Genomic DNA, 16,067 nt, shown 5'->3' on the forward strand with positions numbered 1-16,067 from the left:
TAAACCATTCATTTGGTCGAAATACGCACTAAACAGATATCATCCTCTTGAATGACTTCATTATCTCTTAAATCAAAATTAGCCGCAAGATCTGCAAATGCTAAATCTTTATAGTTTTTTAATTGAGCTGTGAATACTTCTAATTCGAGATTGCTATCTCTGTCCTCTTGCACAAATTCCATCAAACCATCCGTATAAAGCACAATTTGCAGCGATCCCGTATACTTTAATTTCCCCTTACTAATATTGATCTTTTCAAAAAAGCCTACCGCACAACTGCTTTGTTCAAGCTGAACAACTTGATCGTCCATAAAAACCAAGCCCGGCGGGTGTCCTGCATTAACATATTCGATCGTTTTCTCCTCTGTATCCAACACCAAATATATCGCCGTAAAATAATAATTAACTAGTTTATCCGGCATATTAAGTCGGTTCATATATCGATTTAATTCTGATATAACCTGCTCTGGATCGGTTATTTTCTTGATCGTGTCTTGCAAAACGGAAGAAATAAACATACAGACCAAAGAGGAAGAGATCCCATGCCCCATCATATCCAACAAAATAATTCCATAGCGATGCTCACTAATCCGATACCAAGCGTAAAAATCACCAGCCAGCTCAAAAGAAGGCTGATAAAAAGCGTCGATTTTAACATTTTCATCATCAATCGGCTGGCTTAATACACTTCCTTGCACCTGTTTAGCTAGCTCCAGCTCCGAATTAATGTGCTTGTCTCTTTCCTTATGCCAATTCTTCTCATACTTTAACCTTAATGCCGAGCGAATCCGGGCAAGCAGCTCAATTTTATTGATTGGCTTCATTACATAATCAATTGCCCCAGCATCCAAGGCTTCCGCCATTTTATTGGAATCCCCCATTGCAGTAACGAAAACAATTGGGATATCTCGCAGATGTGATTGATCTTGAATTCGCCGACATGCCTCCACACCATCTATCGCAGGCATCATCATATCTAATAAAATCAAGTCCACTGGCAGCTCTTGAGTATTGGACGTATCCATCTTTAAATGTATGAAGAGCTCTTGAGCAGATGAAGCCGTCAATAAGTCTTTATAGCCGGCATTTTCCAATATTCTTACTATGATTAGCTGGTTCGTTAAATTATCATCTACAATAATGATACTCACTTTTAAGACCCCTTTTATTTTAAACGACTTGTGAAAGAGCTACTATATTTATATCATATAATACACTTTTGAATCTGTTTTTTTCAATAAAAGGATTAAATAGCAATGCCGTCCTCCACTTGGAAGACGGCTGTTTTTATTATTTTAGGTATTCGAATGATGGTAGTAGTGCAGTGATGTTACCTCATGGGTTTCCATATCCGTAAACAGCTTAACTAAGAATACATTTCGTTGAAATACGATACCGTCCTCTGCAACAAAATCCGGTTCACCTAGAGCCTTTTTTAAGCTTTCTGAGTCAATTCGGAGCGATATTCCGTCAATTTTCACGGTTCCTGCTGCTACTAAAACTTCAACATAACTGACGATTCCATCACTAAATCCTATATTCATCTCTTCGTAAGTGTAGACTATCAATTCAGGAGTATAAGAATCTTTATCTATTGAAATGGGTTGTCCTAATTTTTCAATTACGATTTCCACATTATCATTAAGTGAAATACCATTAACATTATTTAAGTCAAATTTTGTTTTTACAGTTTTATTAGGTTTGGATTCTTCCATAGGCTCCACCTTATCCAAATTAATCCGTTTCAGCTCTATACTTTGCATATCAGCCGAAGTAGTTGCTTGCTTAGCTTCTACTGTTGACGTCACTGCCTGAGTTGTCATCTCAAATGCAGGTGGTGAAATAGCTTTGCTTATGAATCCACCAAAAATCGTCAGACCACCAAAGAGCAGCACAATTGGGATTACTTTGTTCATATGGGACACCCTCTTCCTATATAAAATTGCATCTCGAAAGACGTAAAATTTACCTTACTTTTTGGAATTAATAACCATAGTGCTTGTTGCTTCTATATAAACCGATTGTCGAAAATTGAAACATATTCACACAAAAATTTAATAAAAACCAAAAAACTCGCAGCCTCTTAGAGGCAGCGAGTTTTCATAATGTTTTGGCACCTACTGTGCTTCATATTCAAGGAATGGATCTGGAAGCTCAATTCGGTATGCCTCTGCATCACTCACACCTACGGAAAGCTCAACTCTCCCGTGTTCCTTGCGAATTAAGCCCCCGCTAAAAATAACATCCTCGAGATCAGGCCTCTTCTCCGGCCCTTCTGGAAAATCGTCCCTGACCGCAATGATTTTGAGCGGAGAGCGCTCCATTGTATACGGATTCAAGCCAAAAACCATCGAGTAGTAATGTTTGTTTTTCTGATCATCAAAACAGGCAATATGTCCGAGCACGCCCACCCAGCCATTCTTCAACAAGTGAACCTCATTAGCTCCCCCCCACTCTTCCGGGACGAATTGATCCTGAAGAAGCTCTGCATCAAGAAAGGTAGCCTCATTTAAATCCGCTAAGGATGGAATAATCGTAAATCCGATTTGTCCTCTGCCACCCTTCTTCCCTTGAGGACGAGTGAAAACACCCACCCTACCATCTTGTAATTCTATCATCCGAATATCCTTCATCGTGCCAGGTCCTGAAGCAAAGTGACACAACGAATCAATGTTAATTCCACGGTAAAACTGGGTTACCCAAGAAATAATCATATTAGGATTATCTGCAGCCGTAATGATCTCTACTCCACCAAAAATAAGCTCTCCGTGCACATGGGTCATGAACGGATCCTGCAAATTATAAGTATGCGTATGCTCACGCGGAGACCAAATATCATCCGTACATGAGAAAAAGAAAACTTGTGAGAATTCACTGTGCCTTTCCTCAACTCTTCCCACGACAACTGGATGGCCCTCATCTATAAAAGGAGCGGTAATGTTGTAGACATCTCTACCGCCAACACCAGAAAATTCGACCTTATCCACCTTTTTAAAACGCTCTAATTGTTGAAATTCTTGTAACAATTCTGCACATGTCTTGACGCTTAATTGGTTAAAAGTCAATCGAATCACCCTATCCATCTTGTAATAAAAGCTACTTTACCACAGTATACTTATACTTTACCAATCAAGTTGTAAGTTTGCCTGATTTATAACCATTGCTGGCCTAACTGATTCAAATGTGAAAAAAATGGGTAACTATCGTTTACAAGGTTCTCGTTATTTGGAAACAAAAATATCCATTAGGAGGTTATGTAATGAATGAACAAAACAACAAAAGGAACGTAGTTTTCCTGGGCACAAGCCTACCAAGAGAATGTGGTATCGCTACTTTCACACAAGATTTGATTGATCAGTTTGCCCATATAAAGGACTTTAATTCTCCAAAAGTGATTGCTATCAACAATAATGGAAAGTCATACGCATATGATTCTCAGGTGATTATGCAAATCGATCAACAGCAACGAGTTAGATATGCCCAAGTCGCTGAAGAGCTGAATCGTTCCAACGCAGATCTGCTAATCATTCAGCATGAATTTGGGATTTATGGTGGCGAAAGCGGCGAATATTTATTAGATCTAGTCGATAGGCTTAATATCCCGTTTATGGTCGTTTTTCATACAGTGCTAAGTCAACCAAGCCCCAAACAACGTTTCATTATGCATAGGCTTGGCGAATCCAGTGAAAAGGTTATTACGATGGCCCAAAACACCGTCCATAACTTGATACAAATTTATGATGTCCCACTTGAGAAAATTGAGGTTGTTCATCATGGTGTTCCTTCTGTAAACACGGAATCTAGAGCTAATCTCAAGGAACATTACGGGTTTACGGATCGTAAGATTATTTCAACCTTTGGTTTCTTGAGTCCAGGAAAAGGGATTGAATATGGAATTGAAGCGATCAAAGGTGTTGTCGAAACTCATCCTGAAGCTTTGTATATTATTTGGGGTAAAACCCACCCCGTAGTAAAAGAGGAAACAGGCGAAGTTTATCGGCAGCAATTAAAGGACTTGATTCATTCGCTCGATCTAGACAACAATGTCAAATTTGTTGATAAATTATTAACACAAGAGGAAGTCATTCAATCCCTAGTTATGTCAGATATTTATATGACTCCCTATCTAGGTAAGGACCAAGCAGTGAGCGGCACCTTGGCTTATGGCGTTGGTTATGGTCGTGTAATCGTTTCTACACCTTATCGATATGCAGAAGAAATGCTCGCAGATGGAAGAGGTTATCTCGCGAAATTTCGCGACTCTGCTTCCTTGCAAGCCTGTATCCTTGACTTATTAGACAATCCCCTTAAGAAAAAAGAAATGGAAGCTCGTACCCTAGCTTTAGGCAAAACCATGATGTGGAGTGAAATCGCTAAGCGATACGCCATGTTGGTTCGCGGTACATTAGATGCAAAATACCTATCCCTTAGAAGGAGTGCGATTTAATGGCTGTTCAACTTATCCATTCTCTACAAACTGATTATTTACGTAGATTGACCGATGATACGGGTATATTCCAGCACACTAAATTTGGTATTCCCGATCGTACTAAAGGATATACTACGGATGATAACGCCCGTGCCTTAATAGCAGCAATACTGCTGCATAAAAGCAAACAGGATATTGTTTCCTTAGATTTGATCCATACCTACCTTTCTTTTGTCCATCATTCACAAAATGCAGATGGCTCATTCCGTAATTTCATGGATTATAATCGCATTTTTAATGAGGAGCGCGGCTCTGATGATTGCCAAGGGCGCACACTGTGGGCACTTGGATTTGCACTTTCCGAAGCAAGCGTACCGGATAACCTCCAGAATACATGCAGGTATATGATCAATCAAGCGCTCCCTCACATCCAAGCTTTGAATTCTCCTCGTGCAATGGCTTACGCAATTGTTGGCTTATGTTATATGTTGGAAACGCCTGATTCATTGAATTATAGCTTTCCTTATGTTTATGAAGAAAAATCAAGTGAAGCCACAAATTTCCTCCCAAGAGCTGCGCTGATGAATTTAGTAGATGAGCTTGCATCTCGACTTCATAGGCAGTACAGCATTGTTAAAGGTGTTAACTGGCATTGGTTTGAAGATAGCATTACTTATGGCAATGCGATGCTTCCTTGGGCGTTATTCAAAGCGGCTAGCTTAACTGGACGCACAGATTTCAAAGAAACGGCAAAAGAAAGCTTCGACTTCCTAGTTTCTAAGACCTTTTCCACTGAGGGCTACTTTAAGCCAATTGGCAGCAATGGCTGGCTATTGCGTAATGGAGAAGCTGCCTTATTCGATGAGCAGCCTATTGAAGCTTGTGAGACTTTGCTAGCCTGTCGAGACGCATATGAAGTTATGGGCGATCCAAAATATTTGTATTTAGCTAATCTTTGTTATGACTGGTATTTGGGCCGCAATTCCTTGCATGTATCCTTAATTGATCTCCAATCGGGTGGATGCTACGATGGCATTCATTCAACAGGTTTGAATTTAAATCAGGGCTCAGAAAGCATCATATCCTATTCTATAACACAGTTGGTGATGAATAATGAATAAATTTGCAACTATTCTCGCAGGTGGCGGTGGATCAAGATTCTGGCCGCTATCCCGACAAGAAATGCCTAAACAGCTGCTGAATATCAGCGGCAATGATATTATGCTTAATGACACAATTGCCAGATATGAAGGAATTATTCCGTTAGAGAATACCATCGTTGTAACCAATCAATCTCAAGCAGAATTATTGCAGAAAATCATGCACAATAGCGTTCCAAAGAGCAATATCCTCGTTGAACCTATTGCACGCAATACAGCAGCCAGTATTTTATTTGCAGCCTTATTTATTGAGAAAACTTATGGTGATTCAATAATGGTCGTTTTACCATCTGATCATTACATTACAGACGAGGTTCAATTCAAAAAAACACTCGATGAAGCTTGCTTAGTCGCTATGGAATCCAATCAGATTGTGACCATAGGCATCAAACCTACCTTTGCTTCAACTGGTTATGGATACATTAGCTTCGAAAATTTACCTGTAATGACAAGTCCATGTGCGGTATATGATGTTGCCGAGTTTGTCGAAAAACCAAACTTCCAAAAAGCACAAGGGTACTTGGCTTCTGGTCATTATTTGTGGAATAGCGGAATATTTATCTGGAAAACCTCCGTTATCATTGAAAACTTTAAACGTTATTTACCAAGACTATTCAAAACAATGCAGCCCCTCAGTACTTACTTGGGTACGGAACAAGAGGCTGAAATGATTAATGCGATCTATCCTACTCTGCAGAGTATTTCTATCGATTACGGCATTCTTGAACGCTGTGATGAAGTAGTCGTTGTTGCTGGAGATTTTGGTTGGAATGATATCGGCAGCTGGGATGCACTTGGTGCTATTTTTCCTCCCGATGAATTGGGTAATATCGTCAAAGCCAACCATCTTGGGATTGATACACGTAATTCCATCGTGTATGGGAATGGCAGATTGATAACAACCATTGGGATTGACGGCTTGATCATTGCGGATACCGAGGATGCCCTATTAATTTGTCCAAAGGACAAAGCACAATCAGTCAAGGATATGGTTACACTTCTTAAGGAAAAAGGGATGCGCGAATATATTTAATGACCCAAGCAGCAAACGAATTTACTTCTTCGTTTTGCTGCTTTTTTAAGCTTGTTTCATTGACTTTGATAATGATAACCATTATCATTAATTCATAAGTGAATGTGACATCCTAGGAGGGCATTATCCCTTGAAAAAAATAAAATATTGCTGCCGAAATTTAAAAAAAGGCTCGAAAATAGTATATAATACAATAAAAGCTGAATTTCCTGATATCAAGCAAAAGGAGAAGGATTGTTTGGGCTGCTGCAAGCTCTGTTCCAAGCAATGTTTCGTGATGATTGGTAAGTCAGAAATAACAGCTGCATCTCCAGATTTGCTTTATGGTCGATTAAAGCATTTAATAGGATAATATCAATATGAAAAGGTGTGTGCCGAATTTGTTGAATGAAACCTTGGGTAAAGCTTTAAACGAACAAATGAACTTTGAATTTTACTCGGCACATGTCTATTTATCACTTGCCGCATACTGTTCAGGAGAAAGCTGGGACGGATTCGCCAACTTCTTCATTGTACAAGCTGAAGAAGAACGATTTCATGCTATGAAAATGTACAAGTATCTTAATGACCGTGGCAGACGCGCGGAATTAGCAGGCATGGATACGCCTAGTAATCAACAAGCATCGATTCTAGATGCATTCGAACAAGCTTTTGAGCACGAAAAGATTGTAACCAAACGAATTTACAATCTTTCCGATTTAGCTATGAATGATCGCGAGCATGCAACCATTCAATTTCTTAAATGGTTTATCGATGAGCAGGTTGAAGAAGAAGCCATGTTCGACAGCATTATACATAAGCTCAAGCGGATCGATAAAGACAGCAATGCTTTCTTCATGCTTGATGCGGAATTCGCGCTGCGAAGCTTTACGCCCCCTGCACTTTAGAAAAACACTTCATGATAGCGATCTTTATATTTCACCTTAGGTATCCTGATTTCAAGGATGCCTTTTTTGTATATCGCTTTTTTGGCATGAGGGTCCACTCGGCAAGGTAGATTGAGGATTTGCTCTTTACCTTCTGGAGCTTTCTCTATCTTGACATGAGTGGCATTTACCCAAACCCTTAAGTTTTTCGGATGCAGCTTGTTGGGGATCTTTATTTTGGCTATAACCCATTGATGGGTTTCAAAAATCTCAGATCTCAACATTTCATCACCTGTAGATACCTGTGATAATACATTCTGTACATAGGAATGAATCGATGATAAATCATAATTCTCTAATGGATTATCATTCGTGAAAGGGAATTTTTTATTGGAAAAAATGTCTTGATTGGCCCACTTTTTAATGGTTGATTGATCCAAAGCTATCGCTCCCTGCATCACTTTTTTACATACTATATGTTACATATTTTAAGAGGTGATTGTTTGAACACATGGGCTAATAGCTACATACAATACAATGGACTATACTGTTAACGGGCTGCTTGCAAGTTATCCGTATATCCGATAGGAGACTAAAAAGAAGGGTGTTGCTGTAATGCCTTCTATTGTTGGAAACATCAAAATTCTAAGTGTTGGCCCCAGCTCCACTGTGCAAATCGGCGACGTAGCCATTATTAATTTGGCCAGCAGCTCCAAAACCTATGCGGGTGCCAATTCATTTAATACGGGGGATAATTTCGGTCCTAACATATCGAATAACCAAGCAAGCAGTACGAATACCAATGATCCGGATGCCATAGATACTGTAGCTGGAGGGTGATTCTAGATGAATTTAACTATTCACCAATCCATTGTCATTCAACAGCTTAGGGTCGATGCCGTTACCAACTCCTCTGTGCTGCAAATCGGCAGCTCAGGGATGATTAGCGCATTATCCAATTTATATAATACGGGTGGATTTACAGGTCCAGCACCAAGCATGGAAGAAACAGCACCCGTTCCTAGTCTTGTGCCGCTCCCCCCTCCAATTTAAAATCGTCCTCCTGCGAATGATTTATTAATCCCCGCATAATTTTATTAATGGGGTGATATTATGGATCCATTACAGGCTCAGCAGCTTATTCAGCATATGAATTGGCAATCACAGAAGCTCCTGCAGCTAGAGCAATCCCTGCAAAACATACTTCATGAAATAGAGTCATTGAAAAAACAGCCATCCTCTACAGTAGATAAAATCGAATATAATTTTGACCAATTAAAAATCGAAAAGCTCGAGGGGACACTTAATATCGGAATCTCGCCGGCACCAGGTAAATCCATTGAAGATCTTAGTATCGATGGAAAATCTCTAAACGAACGCACCGCTGAGCTCAATCAAGAAACCAATCATTTCCGTCAAATTCAAACTAAGATTAATCAATATCTGGATACTGAAGTGCCTGTTGAGCTTCAAACGTTAAGCAAGCAGTATAATCTGGTTCTTGACTACGAAAAGCACACTTTTATTATTGAAGATTTAAGGAACCAAATTGATGAACGAATACGTTACTATCACTCCGAGGCTGCCATTACAGATAAGGTTAAAAAAGATATTTGGAGTGGCTTAAATCAATATTTAAGTAAGCTAAGTGAAAGTGAGCGTGAATCCAAATGAATTATACCGTGATTAATAAAGAAATTTCAGTAGGCGATATTCGCATTATTGGTGTATCGAGCTCGTCTATTTTTCTGATTGGTGACGCAGAAGTGATTACACTCTCCTCCCTCTTCGACACACCACCTGAATCACTAATTATTGGTCCACTTGTTCCTCTTGCTTCAATTACGTAGGTGTTAATATGAGGCGAACCTCTATTGTAAATTACATTATAGTATCTGGTATTTCATCGGCTTCCACGCTAATCGTGGGCGATTCTGCGAAGATTTCAGGCCACACACGGGCATTAGCCGTTCAGCGTCAGTTTGCTGTTTTTTTCACGAGCGAAGCTGAATTTGAGGATTATCCATCATTTAATAAAGAGCTTCCCCAACCTAATCTACCTCTAGAGAAAGTCAATATGAACGTTGTTCAGGAGTCGCCTTTTATCAAAGTAAACCGAGTTGATGTTATTGGTTTAGCGGAAGCTTCCGCCCTGCAAATTGGATCGACAAGTCTGATTAATAGCGAATCTAGAATCAAGCACTTCCGTCAGTTTGTAAAATTAGGAAATAACACAGAATCAGAATCTACAGAAAGTATTCCACTGGGAGAGGCTTGACCTCTCCTTATTCTATGACATTTAGTTAGACAAGCTCTATTTTGATAAAAAAAGCTTATATACCACCATTCAATAAAATACCATAAAAAACTCATGAGAAAATTCTCACGAAACTTTCATGATTTGGATAAAAGCTAATCCACGTCTGGCTTAAATGCACGCTTAGTAAATAGTGGTTAAAAAACGTATGGTATAGTATGTCTATGGAAACGCTTCATAAACTAACTAGGGGGTACAAAGCATATGTATACTTCAATTAAAAAACACTGGGCCAAATCAATTGTAGCCGTATCTCTAAGTTTATCCATGATGGTTTCAGGCAGCATGTTCTTCACAGCAAAACCGGCTTACGCAGACACAACTATTTCTTCATCAAAAGCAAGCAATATTATCGCAACAGGAAAGCGCTTTATTGGGGTTAAATATAAATTTGGTGCTGATTCAGGATCTAGTAAACGGTTCGACTGTTCTTCCCTAATGCAATATATTTTTGACAAGTCTGGAATTGATCTCCCGCGTTCATCTCATGATCAATCTCGTGTGGGTACTTATGTATCGCGTAATAACCTGAAGCCTGGGGATCTTGTATTCTTCTATTCACCCGTTCATCATGTAGCTGTTTATATCGGAAACGGGAAAATCCTTCATACCTGGGGAGACCCTGGTGTAACAATCTCTGATATAAATTCTGGTTGGTGGGGACATAATTACACAACAGCTCGGCGCGTGATTCGTTAGTTTAATGCACCACCTAATTGGATAATACTACCTCTCGAATTTTCTCACATGACTTCAGCCCCAAGTATTTGGGGCTGTTCTTTGTCTAACAGGGACTAAAGGATCATCTAGCTTCTATCAAATGATAATATTGGCATATTCTTTGCTGTTCTATTTGTTACTATAATTAAACCCATACCTATTCCATCACATAGAGCTCGTACACACACAGTCAGGCATAATTTGGAGGTAATTCAACAATGGGAAGAATGCTCAAGGTTAGTTTAATGGTAGTCTTACTTAGTATGCTCTTCATTCCTGTTATCGCTCAAGCAGCCACAGGAGCAATCACAGAGGCGAAAATTGTCCAAAGTGTCAGCTTACGCAATGGTCCTTCAACAACAAGCGGATTTATCCGATACCTGCAAAAAAATGAATCTGTTGAGGTGCTTGATAAAGTAAATGCCTACTGGTATTCCATTAAAGATAGTAAAGGAAAAAGGGGCTACGTTTCGACCGCAAATACATACATAACCGTAAAATCCAATGCAAAAATCATTGCAGGAGTAAACTTTAGAACTCAGCCTTCTCCTACTGGTGCTCGGATTCGAATGCTGCAGCCCGGTGAGAAAATGCTTGTGCTTGAAAAAGTGAACAGTGCTTGGTATCGAGCTCAAGATATGAATGGTATCAAAGGCTATGTCAGCACAAGCCCAACATACTTAACAACAGACCTTTCCGTCACAGGCATCAAACTTCCCTTAGCAGAAGAAATTGATCGTGTTATCCAAGCAGGTATCCGCTATCTAGGCACACCTTATGAATTCGGCTCGAGCCGTTCAGATACCGATACCTTTGATTGTTCAGATTTCATAAGACAAGCTTTTTTGGATGGGATCAATGATTTATTGCCTGGTGATTCGCGGGCACAAGGTAGTTTGGTGAAACAGTTGGATACGGATGTTACTCATATTAGTCAGCTTAAACGCGGAGATTTAATGTTCTTTATGTCCTATGAAGGATCTAAAGCATCCGATTATGCTTCCATTAATAAATCAAAAGAAACGATCACTCACGTTGGAATCTACCTTGGAAATGGCAAGATCCTGCATACCTATTCAATTGAATCCGGCGGTGTACGCGAGGATAAAGTGCTTGGAAACGCTTGGGAATATCGCTTTTTGTACGGTGGAAGTGTATTGAAATAATTTAAAACCCCTGATCTTCATTGAAGATTCAGGGGTTTTTCATGAGATGAGCTCTTGCGGTTTTTCCAAAAACCCAGCAAAGTATGGACCATGATAAAAAACATCCCGATATTAATCGCGATATCCGCCAGATTGAGAATTCCGCCATCCTGTCCAAACACTAGAAAATCCGTTACTTTATTATATAAGGTTCGATCGATAGCATTGCCAATCGCGCCGCCAACTAAAAATCCCGTCCCCAGCTCAATGAATACTCCGCGTAACTCCCCTTTGCGACGATAATAGATGACACCCACAACTAAAGCGAGGGCAACAATTACAAAATAACGTCCAAAGCCTTGAAAGGAACTAAAAGCTGCGCCGCTATTCTCGTAGAAATTAAAATGCACATGATTGCGCCAAAATGGGAGAGTATCCCCCACTTCCATATTCAATCGAACAAGTATTTTTGAAGCTTGATCCACCAACACAACGAAAGCAGCACAGATATAAAATAGCATAGCTCACCAACTCCATTCTCATCCCTATTATAGCAGAAAGAACTTTATCTTACAGTTGCTCTGAGATCTGGCCGATCGTTTTCATTACTCGATTCGATGACTCCACTTTCTGTTCTGCGAGCTTTAAATATTTTTTACGTCTCCAGCGGAAAAGTGCAATAAAACCTCTCACATACTCGTCTGCAATCATACACCAATAAACGCCAATTAACCCATATCCCAAATGAACACCAACCATATAAGATAACAAAGTTGCGATAAGCCACATGGCTGTTATCCCTGTTCGTCTTATGTTGCCTTGATGGACTAAAAAACACTCAAGTTCCATACCGTACAATGCGCTTAATCGTAAAAATTGTCAACAATCAAGAGTATGCAGGATTTATTGTTATTTAGAGCCTTCTCCTCTATACTAAAGCTTAATAAAGTAAAAGTTGGTGAAACGGCTATGACGCAATTTCAATTTAAAAATCAAGAAAACCCTTCTTTACGCCAAAAAGTAGCCTCAGATATACGGAATGCCATTATCCATGGAGATCTTAAGTCTGGCGATAAACTTAAAGAGCTAGAAATTTCTGAGCAAATGAAAATCAGTCGTGGACCGATTCGCGAAGCCTTTCGTGATCTGGAGGCCATGGGTCTAGTCGTTTGCTCGCCTTATCGTGAAACAGTAGTTGCTGATGTTCAGAAAGAGGAAATTGTTGATTTATTGATCCCCATCCGTCTTCAGCTCGAGCTTTATGCCATTAAATACAACCTCGATAAGTGGGATGATGCATGGTTTGATGTTCTGGATTCAATAGTTGCCAAAATGACAATTCTCGCTGCAGAAAATGATTTATTCATGCTGATTGAAGAGGATATTCGCTTTCATGAGCATTTGTTAGCTTTCAGTGAATCCAGCTACACACTGCAAATATGGGCAAGTATTGTAAACAGGCTGCGCCTGCATTTCATTAAGAACACGCAAAAATTCACCGATTTAAATCAGGTTCCCCGTGACCATGTTGTATTAGTTGAAGCATTAAAAGGCAAGAATTTTGAGTTGATTTCTACAGCGTGGACCCAGCATATTCATAACGAAGATTGCTTGCTTTGTTTCTCCTGATCAGCCTGAAGATAATGAAAAGAGCCTTGAGGAAAATCATCTCAGGCTCTTTTTGTTTATATTTCATGGAATATGGCATCTAATTAACCCTGTATTTCTCCAATACTTTCTCATCAATCTCTACACCGAGGCCTGGACGATCCAAAGGAACAGTCACATAACCATCTTTAAAATCTATCGGATTACTGATCAAATCACGGGATAAGGGAGATGTTGAAACCGTGTACTCGATCATAAAACCATTCGGAATTGCTGCTGCAAAATGTGTGCTTGCTGCAACTAAAATTCCTGTTTTAAAAGCATGAGGAACAACCTTTTTTTGACGGTCATAAGCCATATAAGCGATTTTCTTGCCTTCCGTTAATCCGCCGACACGAGCTAAATCGGGTTGAATAATATCCACGTGCCCGTCATCCAACAAACGCTGAAACGCCATTCTGCCGCTTTCTTGTTCCCCGCCAGCAATTGATAAGCTAGTGCGGTCAGATAATTCGCGATAGCCGGCAATATCATTAGAATGAACCGGTTCCTCTAGCCAGAATAAATTATATTTCTCATAGACCTCTGCCATACGCAAAGCGCCTTTTAAATCCCAAGCCAGGCCTGCATCGATCATGATATCAATATCTTCACCTACTGTTTCACGAATCGCCTTAATCTGGGCTTCGTCAAATTTAGCATTCTTGCCAATCGGACCCCAACCAAACTTCATCGCTTTATAACCAAGCTTGAGGTTTTCTTCAGCTAGCTTTACCGCATCTTCAATAGTATCGGGCATTAATGCGCTGGCATAAGCCTTAAGTTTAGGGTTGAATATGCCACCAAGCATTATTGCAACGGGAAGATTCATCTTCTTGCCGAGAATATCCCATAACGCAATATCGACCCCGCTCATCGCATGCAAGGCTGGCCCCGTCCGCCCAAAGTAGTTGGTTCCACGATACATTTTATCCCAAAGGCGTTCAATCTCAAGCGGGTTTTCACCAATCAATAGACTTCGCAGTCCAGTTGCAATCGAGTGAGAAGCAGGTGCATCCACCACAGCTTTGGCCACAAGCGGCGATGAATCAACCTCGCCAATTCCGGTAATTCCTTCGTCCGTGTGAATTCTGATAATTAATGTATCTTGCGTACCGTCACATTTGGATGCATCCAAATCAGGTAAGCTTAAATAAATCGCTTCAACTTCAGTAATTTTCATCGGTAATCCCCCATCTTTTTAGTTAACTGAATTCAATAAATCTTCGCGCAAAGGGGTGAATGTTTCTAAAACCTGAGTATCTTCAAGTGCTGCTACCGTATGCAGCTGATTACTTGGAACAAGAATTTGCTCGCCTGCCGAAACATAATGGATGATACCCGCAATCGTAAATTCAAGCTTTCCAGTAACAACGAAGCTGAGCTGCTCATGTGGATGGGAGTGTTCAGGTCCAATCCCACCTTGTTTAAGCTCAACCAGCATGCTCATAATGGTCTCGCCTGGGGCGAATATTTTGCGGCGGATTAGTTCGTTTATTTGCTGCCAATTGCCGTATTCCTTACTTTGTTCCATTGAGATTACCTCCAAATGTGTTAGGAATAATTCTTCTAAAATGTAATCGATAACCCGCCATCTGCAGGAATGATTGCTCCTTGAATATAAGAGGATTCATCGGATGCCAAAAAAGCGATAATTGTCGCAATTTCCTGCGGAAACCCTGCTCTCGCAAGCGGAATCTTCCTCTGTTTAACATAATAATGCAAGAAGTCTTCGGTTTCCAATTCATTTACGCCGCCAATGACAGATAAACCTGTATCAATAAAACCTGGAGCTACTCCATTCACTCGGATCCCATGTGGTGCAAGCTCAAGTGCAGTACAGCGTGTCAGCTGATCCAACGCACCTTTGGCAGCATTATAATGACTCGATTTCTGAAGTGCTCTGTAGCTATTAATCGAGGATATATTGACGATCGCACCTTTAATTTCTTTATCTACCATCACCTTAGCTGCATGCTTTGTACAAAAATAAGCCCCGTCTGCAATCACATTAAACACTTGATGCCATTGCTCGGTCGTTTCCGTCAAAAAATCGCTTTCATAGAACATCGCTGCATTATTGACCAACACATCAATTCTGCCAGTTTGTTCAGCGGCTAACTCCATCAGTCTGCTTACATCAGCTTCGATGGCCACATCGGTTTGAACGTATATGGGCATGTGAGAAGGAAATGAAGTATCTTTCTTGACTAGTTCTTCGATGATATCTTTCAAGGCTTTTATTGCTGCTTCTCCAGCCTTACTGCTGCGACCTGCAATGACAATCCTTGCACCTTCACGGACAAAAAGCTCTGCAGCGGCAAATCCAATTCCAGTGGCACCACCTGTAATAACTACCGTTTTTCCCGAAAAACGCAGCAAACTCCTCAGCTCCTTTCGTTTAATTATGATGTAATGTTACTTTTTAAATTGATGATTGTCAACAATCATTTGAGTGGGGAAATGTACAACAAAAAAGCGAAATACTGTTTGACCTGTATCCCTTTCGCTCAGTCGCAGGGGATAACAGATAGAAGGAATTGATGCGCGGACCAATCAATTTTCTATAAGCCTAAAAATTGTGCAAATAGAGCCTCCTTGATCAATAACTGAGGCTATTAACACAAAAATTATGCTTATGCACTGGAAATGCCTCGATTTCGAAACAATTTCCTATGAATAAGCATAATCCATGTGCTTAACTTGGTCTTTGGGAGCCTCCGCTCCATAATTCGCACAAATATTAGGCA

Annotated in this window: 22 protein-coding genes; 13 read left to right on the plus strand and 9 right to left on the minus strand. The window is 40.1% G+C overall.

Annotated features, from left to right (window positions below; translation table 11 throughout):
- Nucleotides 1–8 precede the first annotated feature (8 nt).
- The 3 genes from EHS13_RS29145 to EHS13_RS29155 form a co-directional block, all read right to left on the minus strand.
- Complete coding sequence (locus tag EHS13_RS29145; RefSeq protein ID WP_155703747.1) at nt 9–1,151, minus strand: SpoIIE family protein phosphatase; 1,143 nt, start codon at nt 1,149–1,151, stop codon at nt 9–11.
- A gap of 144 nt (nt 1,152–1,295) precedes the next feature.
- The gene (locus EHS13_RS29150; protein ID WP_155703748.1) at nt 1,296–1,916 is read right to left on the minus strand and encodes a hypothetical protein; all 621 of its coding nucleotides are present in this window, start codon (nt 1,914–1,916) and stop codon (nt 1,296–1,298) included.
- A gap of 201 nt (nt 1,917–2,117) precedes the next feature.
- Nucleotides 2,118–3,065: a DUF1861 family protein gene (locus tag EHS13_RS29155; RefSeq protein ID WP_227013580.1), complete on the minus strand. Its 948-nt coding sequence runs from the start codon at nt 3,063–3,065 to the stop codon at nt 2,118–2,120.
- Nucleotides 3,066–3,259: 194 nt separating this feature from the next.
- Here EHS13_RS29155 and EHS13_RS29160 point away from each other — a divergent pair, with 194 nt between their 5' ends.
- The 5 genes from EHS13_RS29160 to EHS13_RS29180 all read left to right on the plus strand — a co-directional run bounded on the left by EHS13_RS29160 (nt 3,260) and on the right by EHS13_RS29180 (nt 7,509).
- The gene (locus EHS13_RS29160) at nt 3,260–4,447 is read left to right on the plus strand and encodes a glycosyltransferase family 4 protein (protein ID WP_155703750.1); all 1,188 of its coding nucleotides are present in this window, start codon (nt 3,260–3,262) and stop codon (nt 4,445–4,447) included.
- Nucleotides 4,447–5,550 (plus strand): glycosyltransferase, encoded by a 1,104-nt coding sequence (locus EHS13_RS29165; protein ID WP_155703751.1) that lies wholly within the window; start codon nt 4,447–4,449, stop codon nt 5,548–5,550. The genes EHS13_RS29160 and EHS13_RS29165 overlap by 1 nt, the downstream gene beginning before the upstream one ends.
- Nucleotides 5,543–6,622 (plus strand): mannose-1-phosphate guanylyltransferase, encoded by a 1,080-nt coding sequence (locus EHS13_RS29170; RefSeq protein WP_155703752.1) that lies wholly within the window; start codon nt 5,543–5,545, stop codon nt 6,620–6,622. Before EHS13_RS29165 ends, EHS13_RS29170 begins: the two co-directional genes overlap by 8 nt.
- 130 nt (nt 6,623–6,752) lie before the next feature.
- A complete protein-coding gene (locus EHS13_RS29175; protein ID WP_193571455.1) occupies nt 6,753–6,974 on the plus strand; it encodes a DUF1450 domain-containing protein in 222 nt (73 codons plus the stop codon).
- Nucleotides 6,975–7,002: 28 nt separating this feature from the next.
- Nucleotides 7,003–7,509 (plus strand): ferritin, encoded by a 507-nt coding sequence (locus EHS13_RS29180; protein WP_193571562.1) that lies wholly within the window; start codon nt 7,003–7,005, stop codon nt 7,507–7,509.
- On the opposite strand, the gene EHS13_RS29185 is transcribed toward EHS13_RS29180, so the two are convergent.
- Complete coding sequence (locus tag EHS13_RS29185) at nt 7,506–7,928, minus strand: Hsp20/alpha crystallin family protein (RefSeq protein ID WP_155703754.1); 423 nt, start codon at nt 7,926–7,928, stop codon at nt 7,506–7,508. The genes EHS13_RS29180 and EHS13_RS29185 overlap by 4 nt on opposite strands.
- Nucleotides 7,929–8,103: 175 nt before the next feature.
- On the opposite strand from EHS13_RS29185, the gene EHS13_RS29190 reads away from it, so the two are divergent.
- From EHS13_RS29190 to EHS13_RS29220, 7 genes are all read left to right on the plus strand, one after another.
- Nucleotides 8,104–8,328 carry a spore germination protein gene (locus EHS13_RS29190; protein WP_155703755.1) on the plus strand — a complete coding sequence of 75 codons (225 nt, stop codon included), beginning with the start codon at nt 8,104–8,106 and terminating at the stop codon, nt 8,326–8,328.
- A 6-nt stretch (nt 8,329–8,334) separates the two neighbouring features.
- Entirely contained in the window at nt 8,335–8,541 is a 207-nt protein-coding gene (locus EHS13_RS29195; RefSeq protein ID WP_155703756.1) for a spore germination protein GerPB, read from the plus strand.
- A 60-nt stretch (nt 8,542–8,601) separates the two neighbouring features.
- Nucleotides 8,602–9,162, plus strand: a complete 561-nt coding sequence (gene gerPC, locus EHS13_RS29200; protein ID WP_155703757.1) for a spore germination protein GerPC — start codon at nt 8,602–8,604, stop codon at nt 9,160–9,162.
- The gene (locus EHS13_RS29205; protein WP_155703758.1) at nt 9,159–9,338 is read left to right on the plus strand and encodes a spore gernimation protein GerPD; all 180 of its coding nucleotides are present in this window, start codon (nt 9,159–9,161) and stop codon (nt 9,336–9,338) included. Before gerPC ends, EHS13_RS29205 begins: the two co-directional genes overlap by 4 nt.
- Before the next feature lie 8 nt (nt 9,339–9,346).
- Nucleotides 9,347–9,766, plus strand: coding sequence for a spore germination protein GerPE (locus tag EHS13_RS29210; protein ID WP_155703759.1), 420 nt, complete (start codon nt 9,347–9,349; stop codon nt 9,764–9,766).
- A 243-nt stretch (nt 9,767–10,009) separates the two neighbouring features.
- Nucleotides 10,010–10,504 carry a C40 family peptidase gene (locus tag EHS13_RS29215; protein ID WP_155703760.1) on the plus strand — a complete coding sequence of 165 codons (495 nt, stop codon included), beginning with the start codon at nt 10,010–10,012 and terminating at the stop codon, nt 10,502–10,504.
- Between the two features lie 239 nt (nt 10,505–10,743).
- Complete coding sequence (locus tag EHS13_RS29220) at nt 10,744–11,691, plus strand: C40 family peptidase (protein ID WP_155703761.1); 948 nt, start codon at nt 10,744–10,746, stop codon at nt 11,689–11,691.
- A 17-nt stretch (nt 11,692–11,708) separates the two neighbouring features.
- Here EHS13_RS29220 and lspA read toward each other — a convergent pair whose 3' ends face one another.
- On the minus strand, nt 11,709–12,191 hold the full coding sequence (lspA, locus tag EHS13_RS29225; RefSeq protein WP_155703762.1) for a signal peptidase II: 483 nt from the start codon (nt 12,189–12,191) through the stop codon (nt 11,709–11,711).
- Nucleotides 12,192–12,240: 49 nt separating this feature from the next.
- Complete coding sequence (locus tag EHS13_RS29230; RefSeq protein ID WP_162463306.1) at nt 12,241–12,459, minus strand: hypothetical protein; 219 nt, start codon at nt 12,457–12,459, stop codon at nt 12,241–12,243.
- A gap of 87 nt (nt 12,460–12,546) precedes the next feature.
- Between EHS13_RS29230 and EHS13_RS29235 the strand changes: the two genes are divergently transcribed.
- Nucleotides 12,547–13,299: a GntR family transcriptional regulator gene (locus EHS13_RS29235; protein WP_155703764.1), complete on the plus strand. Its 753-nt coding sequence runs from the start codon at nt 12,547–12,549 to the stop codon at nt 13,297–13,299.
- A 79-nt stretch (nt 13,300–13,378) separates the two neighbouring features.
- Here the strand turns inward: EHS13_RS29235 and EHS13_RS29240 are convergent, their stop codons facing one another.
- From EHS13_RS29240 to EHS13_RS29250, 3 genes are read right to left on the minus strand one after another with little or no spacing between them, the layout of a single operon-like run.
- Nucleotides 13,379–14,500, minus strand: a complete 1,122-nt coding sequence (locus tag EHS13_RS29240) for a mandelate racemase/muconate lactonizing enzyme family protein (RefSeq protein WP_155703765.1) — start codon at nt 14,498–14,500, stop codon at nt 13,379–13,381.
- An 18-nt stretch (nt 14,501–14,518) separates the two neighbouring features.
- A complete protein-coding gene (locus tag EHS13_RS29245; RefSeq protein WP_155703766.1) occupies nt 14,519–14,851 on the minus strand; it encodes a cupin domain-containing protein in 333 nt (110 codons plus the stop codon).
- Between the two features lie 35 nt (nt 14,852–14,886).
- Nucleotides 14,887–15,699 (minus strand): SDR family NAD(P)-dependent oxidoreductase, encoded by an 813-nt coding sequence (locus tag EHS13_RS29250; protein WP_155703767.1) that lies wholly within the window; start codon nt 15,697–15,699, stop codon nt 14,887–14,889.
- Nucleotides 15,700–16,067: the final 368 nt, after the last annotated feature.

It is taken from the genome of Paenibacillus psychroresistens (assembly GCF_009728935.1).
GTDB lineage: Bacteria > Bacillota > Bacilli > Paenibacillales > NBRC-103111 > Paenibacillus_AC > Paenibacillus_AC psychroresistens.